Below are 18,961 nucleotides of genomic sequence, written 5' to 3' on the forward strand. Positions count from 1 at the left end.
AGTTAATAGGTTGACCTCTCCTATCCTACCTTAGGAATCGCCCTAACTTATGTTTTGTCGCATATGCCCCCAACTCTTTGTGTTTTCCTCCCCAAAAACGCACGAGGAGAACCCCATGCAAGTGCACGAAGGCGAGTGCTGAATAGGTGATGTTCTGTCGCTGAACATCCTGAAAGGCAAGGCGGGTGAGGAGCTGATGCGGCTGTTGCTCACTCACGGGATAAAGATCGAGGTTGCGTCGATCCAGGGCGACTCGGTGAGGCTGATTATTCGAGCGCCCGCGAAGATGCTGATCGTTGAGGAATTGGTGGCTCCGCCGTGAGGTGGCAGAGCGAGGTGATTTCAAGCGGTCCTGGTCCGCCGGGAGAACCAACGGGCCGCGACCGAGGCGATGATTTCTAATCCGTGCTGGGAGTCTGCAAGTTTGAATGAGCTTCGTCATAGGCAGGACTGGTTTGCCCCGCTTCCGGTGCGATTTGTCCTGTAGCCAGCCAAAGGCCATAGCTCGGATAGAGCCGCACTAGGACCTCCATCTCTTCGGTGCTCATTCGGGCTTTTCTGTGGCGTAGGTTCTTCCACCGGCTGTAGTTGATCTCGGATTCCCGGACCAGGTTATCCAAGCCAGCCTTATAGATAAGCGCTATAGCCCTTTCCTGAATCGATTCCATATTTCAATCGCGCCAGATGAGTTCAATAGTTGAACTCTTGATCTGAACTGCTACCCTGTGCTCGCAAGTTCAATATTTACACTCCAATTCTGAACCACCATTCAGAACCCGGGAAATACACAGAGAGTGCATCGGCACGAATAGTGAAGGAACGAGCATGGAACTGGAAGACCTCTCACCGGCCAGCCTGGCCGGCCCCCAACAGGACGTTGAACCCATCGCCGCCTGGGCGGATCGCAACGGCGTTACCTGCGACACCGCCCGCGCCTGGGTGTATCGGGGAATCATCCCCTCGGTGAAGCTCGGCAAGCTGCGCATGGTCAACTGCGTCCTGTTCCGCCAATGGCTTCTGGAACAGGAGTGGAACGCATGAACGGCCCCCATGTACGCCTCACCCGGGCCGCCCTGCCCTCCAGCGGCAACAGCGCCGTGATGAGCGCGGAAGCCTTCGCCGGGATGTGCGGCGTTTCCGTCGAAACCGTCGTGGACTGGATGGACAACGGCACCGTGCCTGCGGTGAGGGTCCAGGGCTCGCGCCTGATCGATCTGGAGTTGCTGTGCGAGGACCTGGAGCAAGGCAAGGACGCATTCGATAAGGGGGACTACGAGCATGCATAAGCCCTGCGCCTTCAACGCCGCCCAGGCCATGGGCCTGATCGGCCAGACCGTGATGGTCGAACAGGTCTGGGAACAGGACCCGGAACCGATCTGGCACTGCTTCCATATCGTCGGCGTGGTGCTGCCCATCGAGGGGCTGGTGGAGGAAGGCTACTTCCTGGTCATCAACGCCCTCCAGGGAGCGCGCTACCCGCATGAGGTGTTCTGGTCGAGCATCCGCACCCTCAGGATCTTGCACCGCCGCAAATTGCCGGGCTCGAACCCGCCACCCCCGGTGCTCGGTGGCTTGATCCGGTCAGCCATCACAGGGGCTGCGGCCTTCCTTCGCCAGCCACTTCATCATGAAGGGCGGCGCTCTCCTGACCTTGCAGCGGATTCAGGGGCGTACGACAGAGGGGATGGCGATGCGTTATGCGCATCTGGCGCCTGACCACTGGCTGGATGTGGTCAGGCTGGGGTCAAAGCTCGATCTGGATAAACTGTTTGGTCGCTCAGCCAGGTCAGATGGTGAGGCTCTCGGGCCAAAGGAAGTAAGGACCAAACTTCGGGCTCATGCGGAACTCACCGCCGGCGTCCTTGCCCTTCTGCGTGATGTAGGGCTTGCCGTCCCGGTCCTCGAGGAATTCCTGGGCGATGAGCTTCTCGATCAGCTCGGAAGTCTTGAGCCCCAGCTTCTGGGCGAGCTTTGAAGAGGTGAGCTTGCCGGTAGCCTCTTCATTATCCTGCTTGCCCTCCCCCTCGGAGCTCACCCGCTCCATGGTTATCCGCACTTCATCGCTAATGCGGATGATTCGCTGAGCTTCTTCGTAGGCGTCCTTATAGAGCTCAGGATCGTCAGATCGACGGATGAGAACACCCATCTCGTTGTTGTTTACCTGGCTGAACTCATAGAGGTTCAGGCTGGTGATGATGCAGATGTCCTCGTTGAGGTAGCACTTGGCGTGCAGGTTCTTGCAGAAGCTGGTTCGAATGTAGGTCAGCTCCTTCAACCAGTTGATCTCTTCCGGCTGCAGTTCGCTCTTGCCGTAGACAATACGCACATCGATCTTGAGGCGATCCTTGTCGGCCAGCAGCTCCTTCATTCGATCATTGAGCTTGAGGAACGGGCTGATGAGTACCAGGCGATCCTTGGCGTCCTTGATCATTTCTTCAAGGAAGTAATTGGTTGCGCTGGTGTTCAGGAACTTCGCCATATCGACTCCTTTCGAGCATCCGTGTGATGTACCAGGTCAGGCTCGACAGGAGCGCAGGCAGTGGCCATTGGCCTGACCGTTTGCGGCGCAGTTTAGCGAGTTCGGATGCCGTACTCACTCCTGCCCTTCGACACTTCTCGACACTTGGCTGGAGCCAGAAAGCAAAAGCCCCTGAAACTCCAGGAGTTTCAGGGGCTTAGGCTATGAGATATGGCGGGAAGATAGGGATTTGAACCCTAGGTGCCATTGCTGACACAACGGATTTCGAATCCGTCCCGTTCGGCCACTCCGGCATCTTCCCGAACGGCGCGCATCATACCAGCTCATCGGCCGTTGGCGAAGCCTGTGGGGAGATTTTTTCGCGTGGTTTCAGTTGGTTGCGATGCGGGTAGGTCCGTCGCGCGATCGCAGGCGGGTGAATGCCTTGCCGTCGTCGACCGCAACATGCCGGGTGGCCGGCTCTACGCCATATCGCTTTGCCTGAACTCTTCGGCGAGAAAGTCGAGCAGGGTGCGCACCGATGGCAGCAGGCCGCGTCGTGACGGGAAGACGGCGTGAACGATGCCGCACTTCGGCGCCCAGCCCGGCAGCATCTCCACAAGCGTTCCGTTGGCCAGATCGTCGCGCACCGCGACGCGCGGCACGTGCGCAATGCCAACGCCCGCCAGGACGCCATTGCGCAGGGCCAGCAGGTCATCGGTGACCATCCGGGGGCGGTGGGGAATCAGCAGCTTGCCACCGTCAGGGCCGAACAATTCCCACTGGTACTCCCTTTGCGAGCCGCCCCAATGGAGGCTCGGCAGCCGGCCAAGTTCCACGGGGGCGAAGCCCTGGGGCAGTTGCGCCAGGAAGTCCGGTCGCCCCACCAGGCACTGAGTGCTCTCGCCCAGCACTTTCATCACCATGTCGGTGTTCTCCAGCGGCGGGAAACGCACCCGCAGCGCGACGTCGAAGCCTTCATGAAGCAGATCCACACGGCGGTTGGTGCTCTCGATGAACAGCTCCACCAGTGGGTATTCGAGCATGTAGCGGGTGAGCATGGGGCCGACCCAGGAATTGAGCAGTGTGGTGGGACAGGCCAGCCGCACCAGGCCCCTCGGTTCGCTGCGGTTGCGCTCGATCACTTCGGCTGCACTCTCCGCTTCCACTCGCATGGCCAGGCAACGCTGGTAGTACTCCTGGCCGATCTCGGTGAGCGTGCAGAGGCGGCTGGAGCGGTTCAACAGCCGTACGCCGAGGCGGTCTTCCAGTTGGGCGATGCGACGGCTGAGTTTTGACTTGGGCATGTCCAGTGCCCGGCCAGCCGGGGCGAAACCGCCGTGCTCCACCACCTGTGTGAAGTAGTAGAGCGTGTTCAGATCTTCCATTTCCGTTCCTCAAATAGAACGCTACAAGCAATTTTCGCAGTCTAGCGCAGCAAGGGTGTCATTTTTAATCTGTGTCCATGCAGTGACGCACTGCAACGACCCCACCAGCCGACTCACTCGGCACCCAACTGAAAAGCGAGGACCGCACCATGACCACTTCCTACACCTACAACCGTCTCGACAAGGACAACGCCGTGGTTCTGCTGGTTGACCACCAGGCCGGCCTGCTGTCGCTGGTGCGCGACATCGAGCCGGACAAGTTCAAGAACAACGTCCTGGCCCTGGCGGACCTCGCCAAGTTCTTCAAGCTGCCGACCATCCTCACCACCAGCTTCGAGACCGGCCCCAACGGCCCGCTGGTTCCCGAGCTGAAGGCGCTGTTCCCGGACGCGCCCTACATCGCCCGTCCCGGCCAGATCAACGCCTGGGACAACGAGGATTTCGTCAAGGCCATCAAGGCCACCGGCAAGAAGCAGCTGATCATCGCCGGTGTGGTCACCGAGGTGTGCGTGGCCTTCCCGGCGCTGTCGGCCCTGGAAGAAGGCTTCGAGGTGTTCGTGGTGGCCGACGCTTCCGGCACCTTCAACGAGATGACCCGCGACGCCGCCTGGCGCCGCATGGAAGCCGCCGGCGCCCAGTTGATGACCTGGTTCGGCGTGGCCTGTGAGCTGCATCGCGACTGGCGCAACGACGTCGAAGGCCTGGCGGCGCTGTGCTCCAACCACATACCGGACTACCGAAACCTGATCACCAGCTACAACGCCCTGAGTGGCAACCAGTAACCAGACAGCGACACCGGGAGGGGGAGCCCCATGTGCTCCCCCATCCGGGACCAGGCCGCCAAGTGATATCCGTTCCAGATTTCAGAACCTGCAGGTGGAGTCCTGGCGCTTTGCCTGAGCCTTCGAACGTCCCTTGAAGCCGATCGGTAGAAAGGCAGCACGCCAGTGCAAGCCTCTCCAATAGGCCTGCAGCCATAGTAGGGACAAGACGGGCGATCCCGAGAGGCACTCATGACTACCACCCTCGACACGAATGGCGTTGTCACGCTGGTGATCCAGCACAAAGTGCGTTCCGATGCGCTGTCAGGCTACGAAGACTGGCTCCAGCGGACGGTCAAGACCGCCAGCCTGCAACCCGGACACTTGGGCGCGAACATCATTCGCCCCGGTGGCGGAAGCCGGCTTTTCACGACGGTGGTGCGCTTTACCGAGGCTCACCTGCTGCAGGCCTGGATCGATTCGTCCGAACGCGCCGCACTGATTCATGAGGTGCTGCCGCTGCTGGAGGGCGGCGATCACACAGAGATTCAAGCCGGTGCGGAGTTCTGGTTCACCCCGCCCCATGCAGACACTCCCCCGCCGCCCAGGTGGAAACAAGCGGTGCTCACCTATCTGGTTATCTGTCCGATGACCCTGCTGGTTCCTTTTCTATTGTGCCGCTGTTTGAGCGCTACCCGGAGTTGGCTGGGGTGATCCTGGGCAACCTGATAATCAACTTCTTCGTCATCGTCCCGGTGGTATTCGTGATCATGCCCTGGGTGACCCGTCTTTCCGCCAATTGGCTCCGTAGGTAGAGACAAGGCGGTTCTTTTCGATGATCAGGAGGCACTTGTGAGCACGGTTACCTCCCGTGATGAGGAGCTGCTGGTGTTTCTTGCGAGCTGAGCCTTGCGGGTGTCCGCCTGGGCGGCCCTGAAAAGCAAAATGCCCGCACGGGTGCGTAATGCCCATAAAGAAAACGCCGCTTTTCCTTCAGCAGGAAAGCGGCGTTTTTTTGATTCTGCGTGGTCGTAGGAGCGGGCTTGCTCGCGAACATTTCCGCACCCTTCGCCGGCAAGCCGGCTCCTACGAAATCCAACCCCGCCGTAGGAGCGGGCTTGCCCGCGAACATTTCCGCACCCTTCGCCGGCAAGCCGGCTCCTACGAAATCCAACCCCGCCGTAGGAGCGGGCTTGCTCGCGAACATTTCCGCACCCTTCGCCGGCAAGCCGGCTCCTACAAAGGCGGCCCCGCCGTAGGAGCGGGCTTGCCCGCGAACACCTGCTTACTTGGCGTTGGAGGAGAAGCTCTGCATCAGGTTGGCGTAAGCCGGCAGGTGCCCGGCCAGCAGGCCGCCGAAGCCTTCGATGTCGTTGCGCCAGTCACGGTGCAGTTCGCACCCCACAGCGAACCAGTTCATCAGTTGGGCACCGGCCTGGCTCATGCGGTTGAGGGCGGCATCGCGCACCACCGGGTTGAAGGTGCCGGAGGCGTCGGTCACCACGAACACGTCGTAGCCCTCGGCCAGCGCGGACAGGGTCGGGAAGGCCACGCAGACGTCGGTCACCACGCCGGCGATGATCAGCTGCTTCTTGCCGGTGGCCTTGATGGCCTTGACGAAATCCTCGTTGTCCCAGGCGTTGATCTGGCCGGGACGGGCGATGTAGGGCGCGTCCGGGAACATGGCCTTCAGTTCGGGGACCAGCGGGCCGTTGGGCCCACTTTCAAAGCTGGTGGTGAGGATGGTGGGCAGGTTGAAGAACTTGGCAATGTCAGCCAGGGCCAGCACGTTGTTCTTGAACTCGTCGGGGGTGAAGTCCCGCACCAGCGACAGCAGGCCGGCCTGGTGGTCCACCAGCAGGACGGCGGCGTTGTTCTTGTCGAGACGCTTGTAGGGAGTAGCCATGGAAGTTCTCCTTGCTTGGGTTTGGCGCCGGCCTTGTGGATCGGCGCCGGATCTTGCGAGACATGCGGATCGCATGCCTTGAGGGGCGCGAATTCATCTGCGATTGAATCGCTCCCACGGGAGGGGTGTCGTCAGAAGGCGAAACACGAACAGCCCAGTGCTCCCCAGAAGCCCTGGAAGTCGCTCACCGGCACACTGGACTGGCGTGCCCGCTCGTGGCTATGGGCATGCACGGCACAGGCGCCGACGCACTGGTGCACCTGGGCGGTGAGCGGCGCGGCGGGCTTCCAGTGGCCAGGCACCTTGGCCACCGGGGACCACTCGGGCAGCACCGGCAGCTGCGGCGGGCCGAGCTTGTCGAACTCGCCAGCGGCGTAGACCACCTTGCCGTCGACCACCGTCAGCACCGATTCGATCCACTTGATGGCCTCTTCCTCGACGCTGAAGAAGTCCGCCGAGAGCGCCGCCAGGTCGGCCAGTTGGCCTACTTTGATCTGCCCCTTCCTGCCCTGTTCGCTGGAGAACCAGGCGCTGCCGTGGGTGAACAGCTGCAGCGCGGTATCGCGGGATAGCCCTTGCGGGTAGAGCTCCATCCCGCCGACGGTCTTGCCGCTGACCAGCCAGTAGAGCGAGGTCCAGGGGTTGTAGCTGGACACCCGGGTGGCGTCAGTGCCAGCGCCCACCGGTACGCCCTCGGCGAGCATTCGCTGTATCGGCGGGGTCTGTTCCGCCGCGCGGGCGCCGTAGCGGTCGACGAAGTACTCGCCCTGGAAGGCCATGCGGTCCTGAATGGCGATGCCGCCGCCGAGAGCCCGGACCCGCTCGATGTTCTTCGGCGAGATGGTCTCGGCGTGGTCGAAGAACCAGGGCAGACCGTTGAAGGGGATGTCGCGGTTGACCTTCTCGAACACATCCAGCATGCGCGAGATGGACTCGTCGTAGGTGGCGTGCAGGCGGAACGGCCAGCGCTGCTCCACCAGGTGGCGCACGACCGGTTCCAGTTCCTGCTCCATGCTCGGTGCCAGGTCCGGGCGCGGTTCGAGGAAGTCCTCGAAGTCGGCGGCGGAGAAGACCAGCATCTCGCCGGCGCCGTTGTGGCGGAAGAAGTCGCTGCCGTCACCGGGCTTGACCTGCTTGCTCCAGTTCTGGAAGTCGGCGAGTTCTTCCTTGGGCTTCTGGGTGAACAGGTTGTAGGCGATGCGCACGCTGAGCTGGCCCTGGCTGGCCAGTTGCTGGATCACCTGGTAGTCGTCCGGGTAGTTCTGATAGCCGCCACCGGCGTCGATGGCGCTGGTCAGGCCGAGCCGGTTGAGTTCGCGCATGAACTGGCGGGTGGAGTTGACCTGGTATTCCAGCGGCAGCTTGGGCCCCTTGGACAGGGTGGCGTAGAGGATCATCGCGTTGGGCCGGGCGATCAGCATGCCGGTGGGCTCGCCGCTGCTGTTGCGCTGAATCTCGCCGCCGGGCGGGTTGGGCGTGTCCCTGGTGTAGCCCACCGCTTTCAGCGCGGCGCGGTTGAGCAGCGCGCGGTCATAGAGGTGAAGGACGAATACCGGGGTGTCCGGCGCGGCCTTGTTCAGTTCGTCCAGGGTGGGCATGCGCTTCTCGGCGAACTGGAACTCGTTCCAGCCACCCACCACCCGCACCCACTGCGGCGAAGGTGTGCGGTCAGCCTGCTCCTTGAGCATGCGCAGGGCATCGGCCAGCGACGGAACGCCTTCCCAGCGAAGCTCCAGGTTGTAGTTGAGGCCGCCGCGGATCAGGTGCAGGTGCGAGTCGTTGAGGCCGGGAATGACAGTGCGCTGCTTGAGGTCGATGACCTGGGTGGCGTCGCCGCGATGAGCCATGGCTTCGGCGTCGCTGCCGACTGCGAGGAACTTGCCGTCCTTGATGGCCACGGCGCTGGCGGTGGGTTTCTCGCGGTCGACCGTGTGGAAGCGGCCGTTGAACAGGATGAGATCGGCTTTCATGTCGTTCCTCGAAGGGCTGGCGTAGGAAGCACCGCCCTCGCCGATGAACGGCAAGGCGGACCAGAGGGCGCCGGCGGCGCTCAGCACCGAACCGGCGGCCAGGAACTGGCGGCGACTCTTGTCGGAGGGGTCTCGGTTCATGAAGGGCTCCTCGATCAGTGCGGCTGCCGGCTGGCGGCGGTTCAGGGTTCAGGTCGAAACCGGAGCATGCCCGCAGCCATCTCGGGGCGCTTGAACGAATGTGCTGTCCTCCATGATGGAACGGCCGTTCTAGACGGCTCCGATCACCCATTCAGCAAGCGGTCGGGACATGTGCTCGACCATCAGGTTGCGCAACCAACGCTCGCCGGGATCATTGTCGTGAACACCGCTCCAGACCATGCTCAGCTCCGCCGCGGTGATGGGGAACGGCGGATCTTCCGCCCGCAGGCTGGTGCCCTCTACCAGGGCGCAGGCGGCATAGTCGGGCACTGTGGCGATCAGTTCGGTGCGCGGCAGCACGGCCCGCAGACTGGAGAACTGGGGCACCGCCACCATCACGTTGCGGGTGCGTCCGACCCGTTGCAGGTCCAGATCGATATTGCCGCAGAGGTCGCCTGAGAAGGACACCATGGCGTGGGGGCGTTCGCAGTAGTCATCCAGGGTCAGTGGCCCGGCCCCGTCGTCACCGCGCAGCACCTTGCAGGGAATGTCGCGCAGCTTGCGACGCTTGGCGTTAGCCGGGAGATCCTGGGTGTAGCTGACCCCCACCGAGATCTCTCCCGAGGCCAGCAAGGAAGGGAGCAGCAGGTAGTTCACCCGCCGCACCACCACCTTGATCCCCGGCGCGTCCTCGCGCATGCGCCGCAGCAGGCCGGGAAAGAGGCCGAACTCGGCATCGTCGGACAGACCGATGCGGAAGATCTCGCGGCTGCTGACGGGATCGAAGTCCTTGACCCGACTCACCGCGCCGGAGATGGCGTCGAGGGCCGGACGCAGTTCCTGGAATATGGCCAGTGCCCGCGCAGTGGGCTCCATACCGCGCCCCTGACGGATCAGGATCGGGTCGTCGAACAGGTCGCGCAGCCGTGCCAGAGAAGCGCTCACCGCGGACTGGCCGAGAAAGAGCCTTTCGGCGACACGGGTGACATTGCGCTCGAACATCAGGGCCTCGAAGACCACCAGCAGATTGAGATCGACACGGCGCAGTTCATTTCGGTTCATGGGGCTGTCCCGGTGACGGAATCGGCAGGCAGTGGAGCGTCGCGGACTACGCTGCGCCAGGCCAGGGGCGGCACGCCGACGCTGCGGGTGAAGCTGCGGCAGAAGTGCGCCTGGTCGCAGTAACCGCATTCGAGGCCGATCTGGATCAGGCTCAGCTCGGAATGGCGGATGAGTTCCTTGGCCCGGGCAATGCGCTGGCGGTGGATCCACTCCTGCGGCGAAACGCCGGTGCTGCACTTGAAGGCCCGGGAGAAATGGCTGCGGGATAGCGAGCAGGCATCGGCCAGGGCGGTGACTTCCAGGCTGCCTCCGAGGTTGGCCTGAATCAGTTGCTTGACCAACCGCTCACGGCTGGCGCTGAGACCACCGGATTCACCGTTGTCCTGGCCCTCTCGTGGCACCGCTCCGGGGCTGCCAGAGGTGTAGGGGTCGAGTTGTGCCATCAGGAACTTCCATTGTCGCGGGGCTGACTGAAGGATGTCCTGCCCGATCGTGAAGCACTGCACACCCGAGTAGCGGGCAAGTGCGAGGGATTTCATCGACCTCCGGGGCTCAACAAGGGTAGGCAAGGTCGTCCACCTTGCCCCGGAAACCTCCCCGAAATATTGCCAGCGGCCCGACGAACGGCAACCGTCACGAGGGACCGGTTACGGACATGAAAGTGCCAGATGCAGACACGGCCTCAGCCGAATTGCCGGCGGTACTGCAGGGGCGTGAGTCCGAGGCGCTCGACGAAGCGCTGGCGCATCAGGCGCACGCTTCCAAAGCCGCTGCGGAATGCGATGGTCTTCAGCGGCAGGTCACTGGATTCCAGCAGTCCCCGCGCATGGTCGATGCGGACGTTCTGCAGGAACTCCATCGGCGTCATGCCCACTTCACGGGCGAACAACCGGGCGAAATGGCGCGGGCTCATGGAAGCGATCTCCGCCATCTGCGCAATGCTGAAGGACTGGTCCAGGTGCTCTACGACATGGTTCTGCACCCGATTGATGGCCGTTTCCTGGGTGGTCAGGCTGGCCACCAGGGGACTGAACTGGGCCTGCCCACCCTGGCGGGTCATCACCACGAGCAGGACCTTGGCTACGTCCAGAGCCACCTTGCGGCCGTGGTCCAGCGCCACCATGGACAGCGCAAGGTCGATGCCGGCTGTGACACCGCCGGAAGTCACCAGGCGCCGGTCCTCCAGGAAGATGTGATCGGTCTCCACCTGCGCCCGGGGAAAGGCCTTGGTCAGCCGTTCGGTGTAGTTCCAGTGAGTGGTCACTCGGTGACCGTCCAGCAGCCCCGCATGGCCGAGGATGAAGGCTCCGGTGCAGATGGAGCCGTAACGAGCCGACCGCTCGCAGGCGCCCGGCAGCCAGGCCACGAGGTCGGGATGACATTCGTGGTAGGCGCCAGGGCCACCCGGAACCAACAGCAGGTCATAGGTCTCGTCGGCCCGCGCCAGGGTCAGCTCGGCCCGCATCATCAGGCCGTTGGATGCGCGGATGGTCCCGGATTCGGGGCCGATGGTGACGATGTGGTAGTGATGCTCCGGCCTCAGATAGCGATTGGCGATGGAGAAGACTTCCATGGGCCCTGCGATATCCAGGAGCAGGACGTCATGAAATAGAACGATTGCGATTTTCTTCATGGACTTACGAAACGCGAGCGCTGAGCACGCTCGTGGAGTTCTGAAGGAGTTGATGCGACCCAATCGATATTCGATTGGGTCGAGGCGTCAAGGGCCGTCGACACCACCAGTGGAAGCCCAGGCCAACGAAATCCCCATCGGTGAAATTGTGGTCGATTTCAGGCGGTGGGGATATTCGGTATCAGGTTTTTTTCATACCTCCCACGTAATGACAGATGCGTATTTCCACACCCTCTGTTTGAAATTGGCGTACCGACGCTTCGATCCTGAGTTCCCCGCGAGTGACCCGACCGTGATGGCGCAGATGCTCCAGCCAGGACTCTTCAAAGAAGAACTCGAGCCACAAGCGCGGGTTGGAACTGTTCTGCATCAGCCCCCAAGACAGGGCGCCGTTGCGTTTACGCATGTGCTCCAGCTCCAGGGCGGCCGCCTTGAAAGCCGCGACTTTTTCGGGGGCGATGTCGTATTCGAGGGTCACCATCACCGGGCCGCCTTCCTGGTCCAGCTCGGCACTCAGTAGCGGTGCGGGCCAATGCAGCGAGGGCGCCAGGTCTTCCGCCTCGGTCGCCGGCAGCTTGACCTTGAGGGTTGCCAATGTACCTGCTGCCAGGCCGGCGGCAGCCAGGATCAATGCCAGGGAAATGGAGGCATGGCTGGCGATGCTCCCCCACAGCAGACCACCGGCTGCCATACCGCCGAAGAAGATGAGGATGTAGACCGACAGCGCCCGGGCGCGCACCCAGGCCGGCACCGAGGTCTGGGCGGAAACCTGGAGGCTGGACAGCACCGCGATCCAGGCGGCACCGCTGACGAACATGACGGGCATCAACAGGTGGAAGTTGCGCAGGAAAGCCAGGCCCAGCAGCACGGCAGCGTAGAGCAGGCTGGCGCCGGCCACCAGGTAATCGCGCTGGACCCGCTCCCGCAGGCGCGGCAAGAGCATGGCCCCGCAGACTGCCCCGATCCCCACGCTGGCCAACAGCAGGCCGAAGTCAGCTGCAGTGCCTTGTAGCTCCGTTCGCACGATCAGCGGCAACAGGGCCATGCCGGCACTGGCGCAGAGAAAGAATGCCAACGCCCGAACCAGGACTGCCTGGAGGGGACGGGAGCTCCGGGCGAAGCGGGCTCCGGTTCGAATGGCACCCAGGAATCGCTCAGCCGGGAGCAGGGGTTCGGCCACCTCGCGCTTCCAGAGCAGCAGCACCAGGATCACGCCGAAGAACGACACCGCATTGATGGCGAACGTCAGCCAGGGGCCCACCAGGCTGACCAGCACGCCGGCGAGAGCAGGTCCGATTGCACGGGAGAGGTTGATGCCAACGCTGGACAGCGCCACGGCAGAGGGAAGGTCGGCCTTATCCACCAGCTCAGGCGAAAGTGCGCTCCAGGCGGGCATCATCAGAGCGGTCCCGACACCCAGGCCAAGGGTCAGCAACAACAGCAAGGAAACCGTTATCGCGCCGCTGAGGCTGAGCAGCGCCAGTACGACTGCCACGGCGGACATCCAGAGCTGCACGACCAGCAGGTAGCGACGTTTGTCGACGATATCCGCCAGGGCGCCGGCCGGTAGCGCCAGGAAGAACATTGGCAGTGATGCGGCTACCTGGATCATTGCCACATGCAAGGGGCTGGCTGAAAGCGAAGTCATCAGCCAGCCGGCGCCTACTTCATGCATCCAGGTGCCGATGTTGGAGGCAATGCTGGCCAACCACAGCCATCGGAAGGTGGAGTGACGCAACGGACTCCAGGGGGAAGGAGAGGAATTGGTCATGGCCGGCTCGGGTCCTTGGGTGGGTATTCGAGTATCGGATACAGGCGATCGATGCCGTCACCGGCTTGAGTGCCGTGACCATGCAGCCTTCCGTCGAAACCAAATGGTCACTATGGCCGAGTCCACACGACCGGATATTGCATGCATGTGCTCCATGGTGCAGGTCCAATCGGCTCGCTGGAACGACGCCACGGGCTCGGCGCCATCAAGTGCGTACCGAATGAGCGGAGTGCCCCGGGTAATGGAGGGCCGTCAGCCTTGGGGACATGTCCTTTGGGCGCGGTGTACCGGGTCTCGGGTACACCTGTTGAGCGCCCCATTGCGATCGCGGGAGGTCGGGCCAGCCCGGATGCAATCCGGGGAGCGGGGTTCCGCCTTGGCTCCGGATCCGGGCTTTGCGCACCAGGAACACGGTGCCTTTGGCGCGATGCGCGCTACGGGGGATCAGGCGTGGGGATTGGTCAGGTGGGCAGGCGTCCTGAAACAGGGCTCCCCTCCCCCGGGAGGGAGAGGAGCCGCCGGGATCAGGCGGTGAGCTTGGTGAGGGCTTCGCGGTACTTGTCGGCGGTTTTCTGGGCGACGTCGGCGGGTACGGCGGGGGCCGGCGGTTCCTTGTTCCAGCCGGTGGACTCGAGCCAGTCGCGAACGAACTGCTTGTCGAAGCTGGGCGGGTTCTTGCCTTCGACGTAGCTTTCCACGGGCCAGAAGCGGCTGGAGTCGGGGGTGAGCACTTCGTCCATGAGGGTCAGGGTGCCGTCTTCGTCGATGCCGAACTCGAACTTGGTGTCGGCGATGATGATGCCGCGGGTGGCGGCGTATTCGACGGCGGTGCTGTACAGGGCGATGGCGGTGTCACGGACCTTGGCGGCCAGTTCCTTGCCGATGATGGCTTCGCACTGCTCGAAGGAGATGTTCTCGTCGTGGTCGCCGACGGCGGCCTTGGTGGAGGGGGTGAAGATGGGCTGGGGCAGCTTGGAGGCCTCCTTGAGGCCGGCCGGCAGCTGGATGCCGCAGACGGTGCCGCTCTTCTGGTACTCCTTCCAGCCGGAGCCGACGATGTAGCCACGGACGATGGCTTCGACGGCGACGGGCTTGAGGCGCTTGGCGACGACGGCGCGGCCTTCCACCAGGGGCAGTTCGGCGGCGGGCACCACGTCTTCCACCCGGTCGCCGGTGAAGTGGTTGGGGACGATGTCCTTGAGTTTGTCGAACCAGAAGTTGGAGATGGCGGTGAGGATCTTGCCTTTCTCCGGGATGGGCTGGTCGAGGATGACGTCGAACGCGGAAAGGCGGTCGGTGGCGACCATCAGCATGCGCTTGTCGTCGATTTCGTAGAGGTCACGGACCTTGCCCGAGTAGATCTTCTTCAAGCTGAGGGTGGTGGGTGTGCTCATGTGATTTCCGCCTTTATCAAACGAAACAGGCGAAACCCGGGGGTTTCGCCTTGTTGTGTTCCACGTTCCGCCGCGTTGCGGCGAGTCGCTTAGCCGAGGTTTTCCTGGATCAGGGTCAGCACGCGGCGCGCCACGTCGGCGGGTGCCACGGTGTTGATGTCCTTCTCGACGGTGACCTGCACGGTGTCGCCGACGCGGGTCAGGCGAACCTGGAAGCGCTCGGCACGGGCTTCGATTTCTTCCTCGCTGGGGTCGCTGCCCCACAGGCGGCTGAAGAAGCCGGGTTTCTCGTCCTTCTTCTCGGCGCCTTCGGCCAGGTTGATGTAGTACACACCCAGGCTGCGGTTGAGGTCGTCGACGCGGACGTCGGCGGTTTCCAGGGCGCGGCCAACGCTGGACCAGGAGCGGTCGAAGTCGGCGCCGAGGCTCAGCAGCGGGTTGCCGTTGCCGTCTTCGGAGAGGGTCACGCGGCTGGGGGCGTCGAAGTCGCGGGCGGCGAGCAGGGAGACGGAGCCGCCCTGTTCGGCGCTGCGGGCCATGCTGGCGAGCATTTCGTCCAGCAGCGCGGCTTCGAGGCTCGGGCTGTCGGAGCGGCTCGGCCAGCCGGTGTCGGCGCTGCTGCCGGCCGGACGGGTCACGGTGGTGACGAAGATCTCGCTGGTGTTGCGCTGCACGCCCGGCTCGATGCGCACGCGGGCACGCAGTTCGCTGTCGGGCTCGACGCCACTGACGCGGCTGCCGAGGCGGCGGGCCAAGGGGCCGGAGAGTTGGTCGAGGCGCTGCCAGTCGGTGGTGAATTCACCGGTCTGCGGGCGCTCGTCGACGACGCGGAAGCCGCCGTCTTCGAAGAACTGGCGGGCCACCGGCCAGACTTCGGCCGGTACGCGCTGGGCGACGACCCAGCGGGAGTCGCCGCTCTTCTGCAGGCTGTAGTCGCTGACCTCGCCACGGGCCTGGAGGGCCTGCGGGCGGGGTACTTCGAACTCACCTTCGGTGGTGCGGGTGTCGGCGACGTTCATCGGCACCGGCAGCAGGGGGTCGAGGCGCTTGGCGTCGACGTCCTGCGGCAGTTGCATGGGAGCGGTCTGGCGCGCCTCGAGGTAGTCGCTGCCGCGGTCGCGGAAATAGCCATCTTTACCCCAGAGCCAGCCGCAACCGCTGGTGCTGGAAATGATCAGTGCGAGAGCGGAGAGTCCGGCCAGTCGCTTCATGCGGGAGTTTTCCTTGGATTAGGCGAGTACGCCGGACTGGCGCATTGCTTGACGCAGCGGTTCGTGGCAGCGCGGGCTGAGCCAGGTCAGCGGCAGGCGGATACCGTCGGGGATGAGGCCCATCTCGTGCAGGGCGAACTTCACCGGAATCGGGTTGGATTCGATGAACAGGGCCTTGTGCAAGGGCATCAGCTTGTCGTTGATGGCGCGGGCGGCGGCGGCATCGCCCGCCATGGCGGCGGCGCAGAGGTCGGCCATGGCGCGGGGGGCGACGTTGGCGGTGACGGAGATGTTGCCCTTGCCGCCCATGAGCATCAGCTCGACGGCGGTGGCGTCGTCACCGGAGTAGACGAGGAACTCCTTGCTGACGCGATCCAGGACTTCCTGGCCGCGCTGCAGGTCGCCGGTGGCTTCCTTGATGCCGATGATGTTGCTGATCTTGGACAGGCGCTCGACGGTTTCCGGGAGCATGTCGCAGACGGTACGGCCCGGCACGTTGTAGAGGATCTGCGGAATGGCCACGGCTTCGGCGATGTGGCGGAAGTGCTGGTACAGGCCTTCCTGGGTCGGCTTGTTGTAATACGGGGTCACCAGCAGGCAGGCATCGGCGCCCACGCCCTTGGCGGCGGAGGTCAGCTCGACCGACTCACGGGTGGAGTTGCCACCGGTGCCGGCGATGACCGGGATGCGGCCGTTGACCTGGTCGACCACGCGACGGATGACCTCGACGTGCTCCTTGACGTCCAGGGTCGCGGACTCGCCGGTGGTGCCGACGGCGACTATGGCGTTGGTACCCTCTTGAAGATGGAAGTCAACGAGCTTGGAAAGGCTGTCCCAGTCCAATTGACCCTGCGCATCCATGGGCGTAACCAGTGCCACCATACTGCCCGCAATCATGCAACCGCTCCTGCCGGAAAAAGAGAGCCGTAATGGTACTGTCGGCTCTGGCCTTGCACAAGGTGAACACAAGCGCCGTCAGGCGGTTGCGGCATTTCCCTCGGCGGCGCTTTTCGCTAACCTTCCCCGTTTGAACCGCGCGGCCCCGGCCGCCCTCCCCTCGCTTTAGGAACGCTGCATGTCCACCACCCCGCCTCGCGAACAATTCCTCCTGATCAGTGCCCTGGGCCGCAACCCGATGGAGCTGACCAATGTGCTGTGCCGCGCCAGCCAGGAAAGCCGCTGCGCCGTGGTCAGCAGCCGTGTGAGCCGTCACGGCGAGTTTTCCGCCCTGGTGTTCCAGGTGTCCGGCAGCTGGGATGGCCTCGCCCGACTGGAGGCCGGTCTGAATACCCTGGCCAAGCGCCACGACTTCACGGTGCACGTGACCCGCAGCAACGCCCAGGAAGTGCGTCCCCAGGCGCTGCCCTACGTCGCCTATGTGAGCGCGGCCTATCGCCCGGACGTGCTCGGCGAGTTGTGCCAGTTCTTCATCGACCACCGCGTGGAGCTGGAGAACATGACTTGCGATACCTATATGGCGCCGCAGACCGGCAGCATGATGCTCAACGCCACCATTACCGTGACCCTGCCCGCCGGGACCCAGATCAGTTGGCTGCGCGACCAGTTCCTGGACTTCGCCGACGCCCTGAACCTGGACGCCCTGATCGAGCCCTGGCGCCCGCAGCATCCTTGAGGAGCAAGCAGACATGGCCGTATCCCTGAACCAACCCGTCGCCGATTTCACCGTCCAGGCCACCAGCGGCCTGGAGGTCAGCCTGTCGGCGCTGAAGGGCAAGCAGGTGGTGCTGTATTTCTACCCGAAGGACAGCACGCCCGGCTGCACCACCGAGGGCCAGGACTTCCGCGACCGCCACGACGCCTTCCTGGCGGCCAATACGGTGATTTTCGGGGTGTCCCGCGATGGCCTGAAGTCCCACGAGAACTTCAAGTGCAAGCAGGCCTTCCCCTTCGAGCTGATCTCGGACAAGGACGAAGCCGTCTGCCAGCTGTTCGACGTGATCAAGCTGAAGAAGCTGTACGGCAAGGAGTACCTCGGGGTGGACCGCAGTACCTTCCTGATCGACAAGGACGGCGTGCTGCGCCAGGAATGGCGCGGTGTGAAGGTGCCGGGCCATGCCGACGCGGTGCTGGAAGCCGCCCAGGCGCTGAACAGGGGCTGAGTGCCCGCTGAAACGAACAAGGCCGCGAACGCGGCCTTTTTCATGGACGGTACCTGGCCCGGCTAGGGGGTGCCGTACTCCCGAGGCGCGGCCTTGGGCCAGGCATCGAGTACGGCCTTGAACAAGGTGGCCAGGGGAATGGCGAAGAACACGCCCCAGAAGCCCCAGAGCCCGCCGAACAGCAGCACGGCGCAGATGATGGCCACCGGATGCAGGTTCACCGCTTCGGAGAACAGCAGCGGCACCAGGACATTGCCGTCGAGGGTCTGGATGACGGTATAGACGACCATCAGGTAGATGAACTGGTCGCTCCAGCCCCACTGGAACAGCGCGATCAGCGCCACCGGCACCGTGACCACCACCGCACCGATGTAGGGCACCACCACGGAAAGTCCGACGAGCAGGGCCAGCAGCGCCGCATAGTTGAGCCCGAGCCAGACGAAGGCGACGTAGGTGACGGCGCCGCAGATGACGATTTCGATGACCTTGCCACGGATGTAGTTGGCGATCTGCTGGTGCACCTCTTGCCAGACTTCCTTCATCAGCCCCCGCTCGCTGGGCAGGTAGCCAACGATCCAGCGGCCGATGAGGTCCCGGTCCTTGAGGAAGAAGAACACCAGGATGGGCACCAGCACCAGGTAGATCATGAGGTTGACCAGCAGCGGCAGGCTGGACAGGGAGAAGGTCAGGGCCCACTGGCCGAACTTGCCCACCTCGCTGCGGGTGACTTCGATGGCGTTCAGGACCTGCTCATCGGTGACCAGGTGCGGATAGCGCTCCGGCAACAGCAGCAACAGCGACTGCCATTCGCCGAGCATTCGCGGCAGCTCCTGGAACAGGGTGCTGACCTGCTGCCAGAGCAGCGGCATGAGCACGCCGAAGATCAGCCCCAGAGCCCCCAGGAAAAGCGCGAAAACCACCCAGACCGCCAGGCTGTGGGGCAGGCGCAGCCGTTCCAGCAGGTTGACCAGCCCCTGCATGAGGAAGGCCAGCACCAGGCCGGCGAGCACCGGGGCCAGCATGTTGCCGAGGGTGAGGACGGCGGTGAAGCCGAGTACGAGGACGACGGCCAGCACCACGGCTTCTTCATCGGAGAAGTAGCGTTGTACCCAGTCGCGAAGGACCTTGAGCATCGGAAATCCTTGA

The 18,961-nt window shown here is 63.5% G+C and carries 20 protein-coding genes, 1 tRNA gene and 1 pseudogene; 8 read left to right on the forward strand and 14 right to left on the reverse strand.

Annotated elements, in window-relative coordinates:
* Positions 1-169: 169 nt before the first annotated feature.
* Positions 170-322, forward strand: coding sequence for a carbon storage regulator (locus KF707C_RS30170; protein ID WP_449288514.1), 153 nt, complete (start codon positions 170-172; stop codon positions 320-322).
* Positions 323-398: 76 nt separating this feature from the next.
* Here the strand turns inward: KF707C_RS30170 and KF707C_RS29835 are convergent, their stop codons facing one another.
* A complete protein-coding gene (locus KF707C_RS29835) occupies positions 399-668 on the reverse strand; it encodes a hypothetical protein (RefSeq protein WP_036993327.1) in 270 nt (89 codons plus the stop codon).
* 157 nt (positions 669-825) lie between these two features.
* Here KF707C_RS29835 and KF707C_RS21825 point away from each other — a divergent pair, with 157 nt between their 5' ends.
* From KF707C_RS21825 to KF707C_RS21835, 3 genes are read left to right on the forward strand one after another with little or no spacing between them, the layout of a single operon-like run.
* Positions 826-1,041: a DNA-binding protein gene (locus KF707C_RS21825; protein ID WP_088191095.1), complete on the forward strand. Its 216-nt coding sequence runs from the start codon at positions 826-828 to the stop codon at positions 1,039-1,041.
* A complete protein-coding gene (locus KF707C_RS21830; RefSeq protein WP_003449364.1) occupies positions 1,038-1,286 on the forward strand; it encodes a MerR family transcriptional regulator in 249 nt (82 codons plus the stop codon). The genes KF707C_RS21825 and KF707C_RS21830 overlap by 4 nt, the downstream gene beginning before the upstream one ends.
* Positions 1,279-1,716, forward strand: a complete 438-nt coding sequence (locus KF707C_RS21835) for a hypothetical protein (protein ID WP_003449366.1) — start codon at positions 1,279-1,281, stop codon at positions 1,714-1,716. The genes KF707C_RS21830 and KF707C_RS21835 overlap by 8 nt, the downstream gene beginning before the upstream one ends.
* Positions 1,717-1,786: 70 nt before the next feature.
* Here KF707C_RS21835 and KF707C_RS21840 read toward each other — a convergent pair whose 3' ends face one another.
* The 3 genes from KF707C_RS21840 to KF707C_RS21850 form a co-directional block, all read right to left on the reverse strand.
* The gene (locus KF707C_RS21840; RefSeq protein WP_003449368.1) at positions 1,787-2,479 is read right to left on the reverse strand and encodes a phospholipase D family protein; all 693 of its coding nucleotides are present in this window, start codon (positions 2,477-2,479) and stop codon (positions 1,787-1,789) included.
* Positions 2,480-2,690: 211 nt separating this feature from the next.
* Positions 2,691-2,780 (reverse strand) — tRNA-Ser (locus KF707C_RS21845).
* 160 nt (positions 2,781-2,940) lie between these two features.
* Positions 2,941-3,846 carry a LysR substrate-binding domain-containing protein gene (locus KF707C_RS21850; RefSeq protein ID WP_003449371.1) on the reverse strand — a complete coding sequence of 302 codons (906 nt, stop codon included), beginning with the start codon at positions 3,844-3,846 and terminating at the stop codon, positions 2,941-2,943.
* Positions 3,847-3,995: 149 nt separating this feature from the next.
* Here KF707C_RS21850 and ycaC (KF707C_RS21855) point away from each other — a divergent pair, with 149 nt between their 5' ends.
* Positions 3,996-4,628 carry an isochorismate family cysteine hydrolase YcaC gene (ycaC, locus tag KF707C_RS21855; RefSeq protein WP_003449372.1) on the forward strand — a complete coding sequence of 211 codons (633 nt, stop codon included), beginning with the start codon at positions 3,996-3,998 and terminating at the stop codon, positions 4,626-4,628.
* A 579-nt stretch (positions 4,629-5,207) separates the two neighbouring features.
* Positions 5,208-5,422 (forward strand): annotated as a pseudogene (locus KF707C_RS30050) (hypothetical protein); the annotation flags it as partial.
* A gap of 470 nt (positions 5,423-5,892) precedes the next feature.
* Here KF707C_RS30050 and ycaC (KF707C_RS21865) read toward each other — a convergent pair.
* The 9 genes from ycaC (KF707C_RS21865) to dapA all read right to left on the reverse strand — a co-directional run bounded on the left by ycaC (KF707C_RS21865) (position 5,893) and on the right by dapA (position 16,592).
* Positions 5,893-6,513, reverse strand: a complete 621-nt coding sequence (ycaC, locus tag KF707C_RS21865; RefSeq protein ID WP_088191100.1) for an isochorismate family cysteine hydrolase YcaC — start codon at positions 6,511-6,513, stop codon at positions 5,893-5,895.
* A 131-nt stretch (positions 6,514-6,644) separates the two neighbouring features.
* The gene (locus KF707C_RS21870) at positions 6,645-8,483 is read right to left on the reverse strand and encodes an amidohydrolase (protein WP_085986658.1); all 1,839 of its coding nucleotides are present in this window, start codon (positions 8,481-8,483) and stop codon (positions 6,645-6,647) included.
* A 270-nt stretch (positions 8,484-8,753) separates the two neighbouring features.
* The gene (locus KF707C_RS21875) at positions 8,754-9,686 is read right to left on the reverse strand and encodes a LysR family transcriptional regulator (protein ID WP_003451324.1); all 933 of its coding nucleotides are present in this window, start codon (positions 9,684-9,686) and stop codon (positions 8,754-8,756) included.
* Entirely contained in the window at positions 9,683-10,129 is a 447-nt protein-coding gene (locus KF707C_RS21880; protein WP_003451326.1) for a helix-turn-helix domain-containing protein, read from the reverse strand. Before KF707C_RS21880 ends, KF707C_RS21875 begins: the two co-directional genes overlap by 4 nt.
* A gap of 239 nt (positions 10,130-10,368) precedes the next feature.
* Positions 10,369-11,319, reverse strand: a complete 951-nt coding sequence (locus tag KF707C_RS21885) for a GlxA family transcriptional regulator (RefSeq protein ID WP_036992675.1) — start codon at positions 11,317-11,319, stop codon at positions 10,369-10,371.
* Between the two features lie 181 nt (positions 11,320-11,500).
* The gene (locus KF707C_RS21890; protein ID WP_003451330.1) at positions 11,501-13,090 is read right to left on the reverse strand and encodes an MFS transporter; all 1,590 of its coding nucleotides are present in this window, start codon (positions 13,088-13,090) and stop codon (positions 11,501-11,503) included.
* Positions 13,091-13,614: 524 nt separating this feature from the next.
* On the reverse strand, positions 13,615-14,484 hold the full coding sequence (locus tag KF707C_RS21895) for a phosphoribosylaminoimidazolesuccinocarboxamide synthase (protein WP_088191104.1): 870 nt from the start codon (positions 14,482-14,484) through the stop codon (positions 13,615-13,617).
* Between the two features lie 89 nt (positions 14,485-14,573).
* Positions 14,574-15,695 (reverse strand): outer membrane protein assembly factor BamC, encoded by a 1,122-nt coding sequence (gene bamC / locus KF707C_RS21900; protein WP_003449384.1) that lies wholly within the window; start codon positions 15,693-15,695, stop codon positions 14,574-14,576.
* Between the two features lie 18 nt (positions 15,696-15,713).
* Positions 15,714-16,592, reverse strand: a complete 879-nt coding sequence (gene dapA, locus KF707C_RS21905; RefSeq protein ID WP_003449386.1) for a 4-hydroxy-tetrahydrodipicolinate synthase — start codon at positions 16,590-16,592, stop codon at positions 15,714-15,716.
* A 178-nt stretch (positions 16,593-16,770) separates the two neighbouring features.
* On the opposite strand from dapA, the gene KF707C_RS21910 reads away from it, so the two are divergent.
* Both KF707C_RS21910 and KF707C_RS21915 read left to right on the forward strand, forming a co-directional pair.
* On the forward strand, positions 16,771-17,328 hold the full coding sequence (locus tag KF707C_RS21910; RefSeq protein ID WP_003449390.1) for a glycine cleavage system protein R: 558 nt from the start codon (positions 16,771-16,773) through the stop codon (positions 17,326-17,328).
* 13 nt (positions 17,329-17,341) lie between these two features.
* Positions 17,342-17,815 (forward strand): peroxiredoxin, encoded by a 474-nt coding sequence (locus tag KF707C_RS21915; RefSeq protein WP_003449392.1) that lies wholly within the window; start codon positions 17,342-17,344, stop codon positions 17,813-17,815.
* Positions 17,816-17,877: 62 nt separating this feature from the next.
* Here KF707C_RS21915 and KF707C_RS21920 read toward each other — a convergent pair whose 3' ends face one another.
* Positions 17,878-18,948 (reverse strand): AI-2E family transporter, encoded by a 1,071-nt coding sequence (locus KF707C_RS21920; RefSeq protein ID WP_003449394.1) that lies wholly within the window; start codon positions 18,946-18,948, stop codon positions 17,878-17,880.
* Positions 18,949-18,961 lie beyond the last annotated feature (13 nt).

The organism is Pseudomonas furukawaii, from assembly GCF_002355475.1.
GTDB lineage: Bacteria > Pseudomonadota > Gammaproteobacteria > Pseudomonadales > Pseudomonadaceae > Metapseudomonas > Metapseudomonas furukawaii.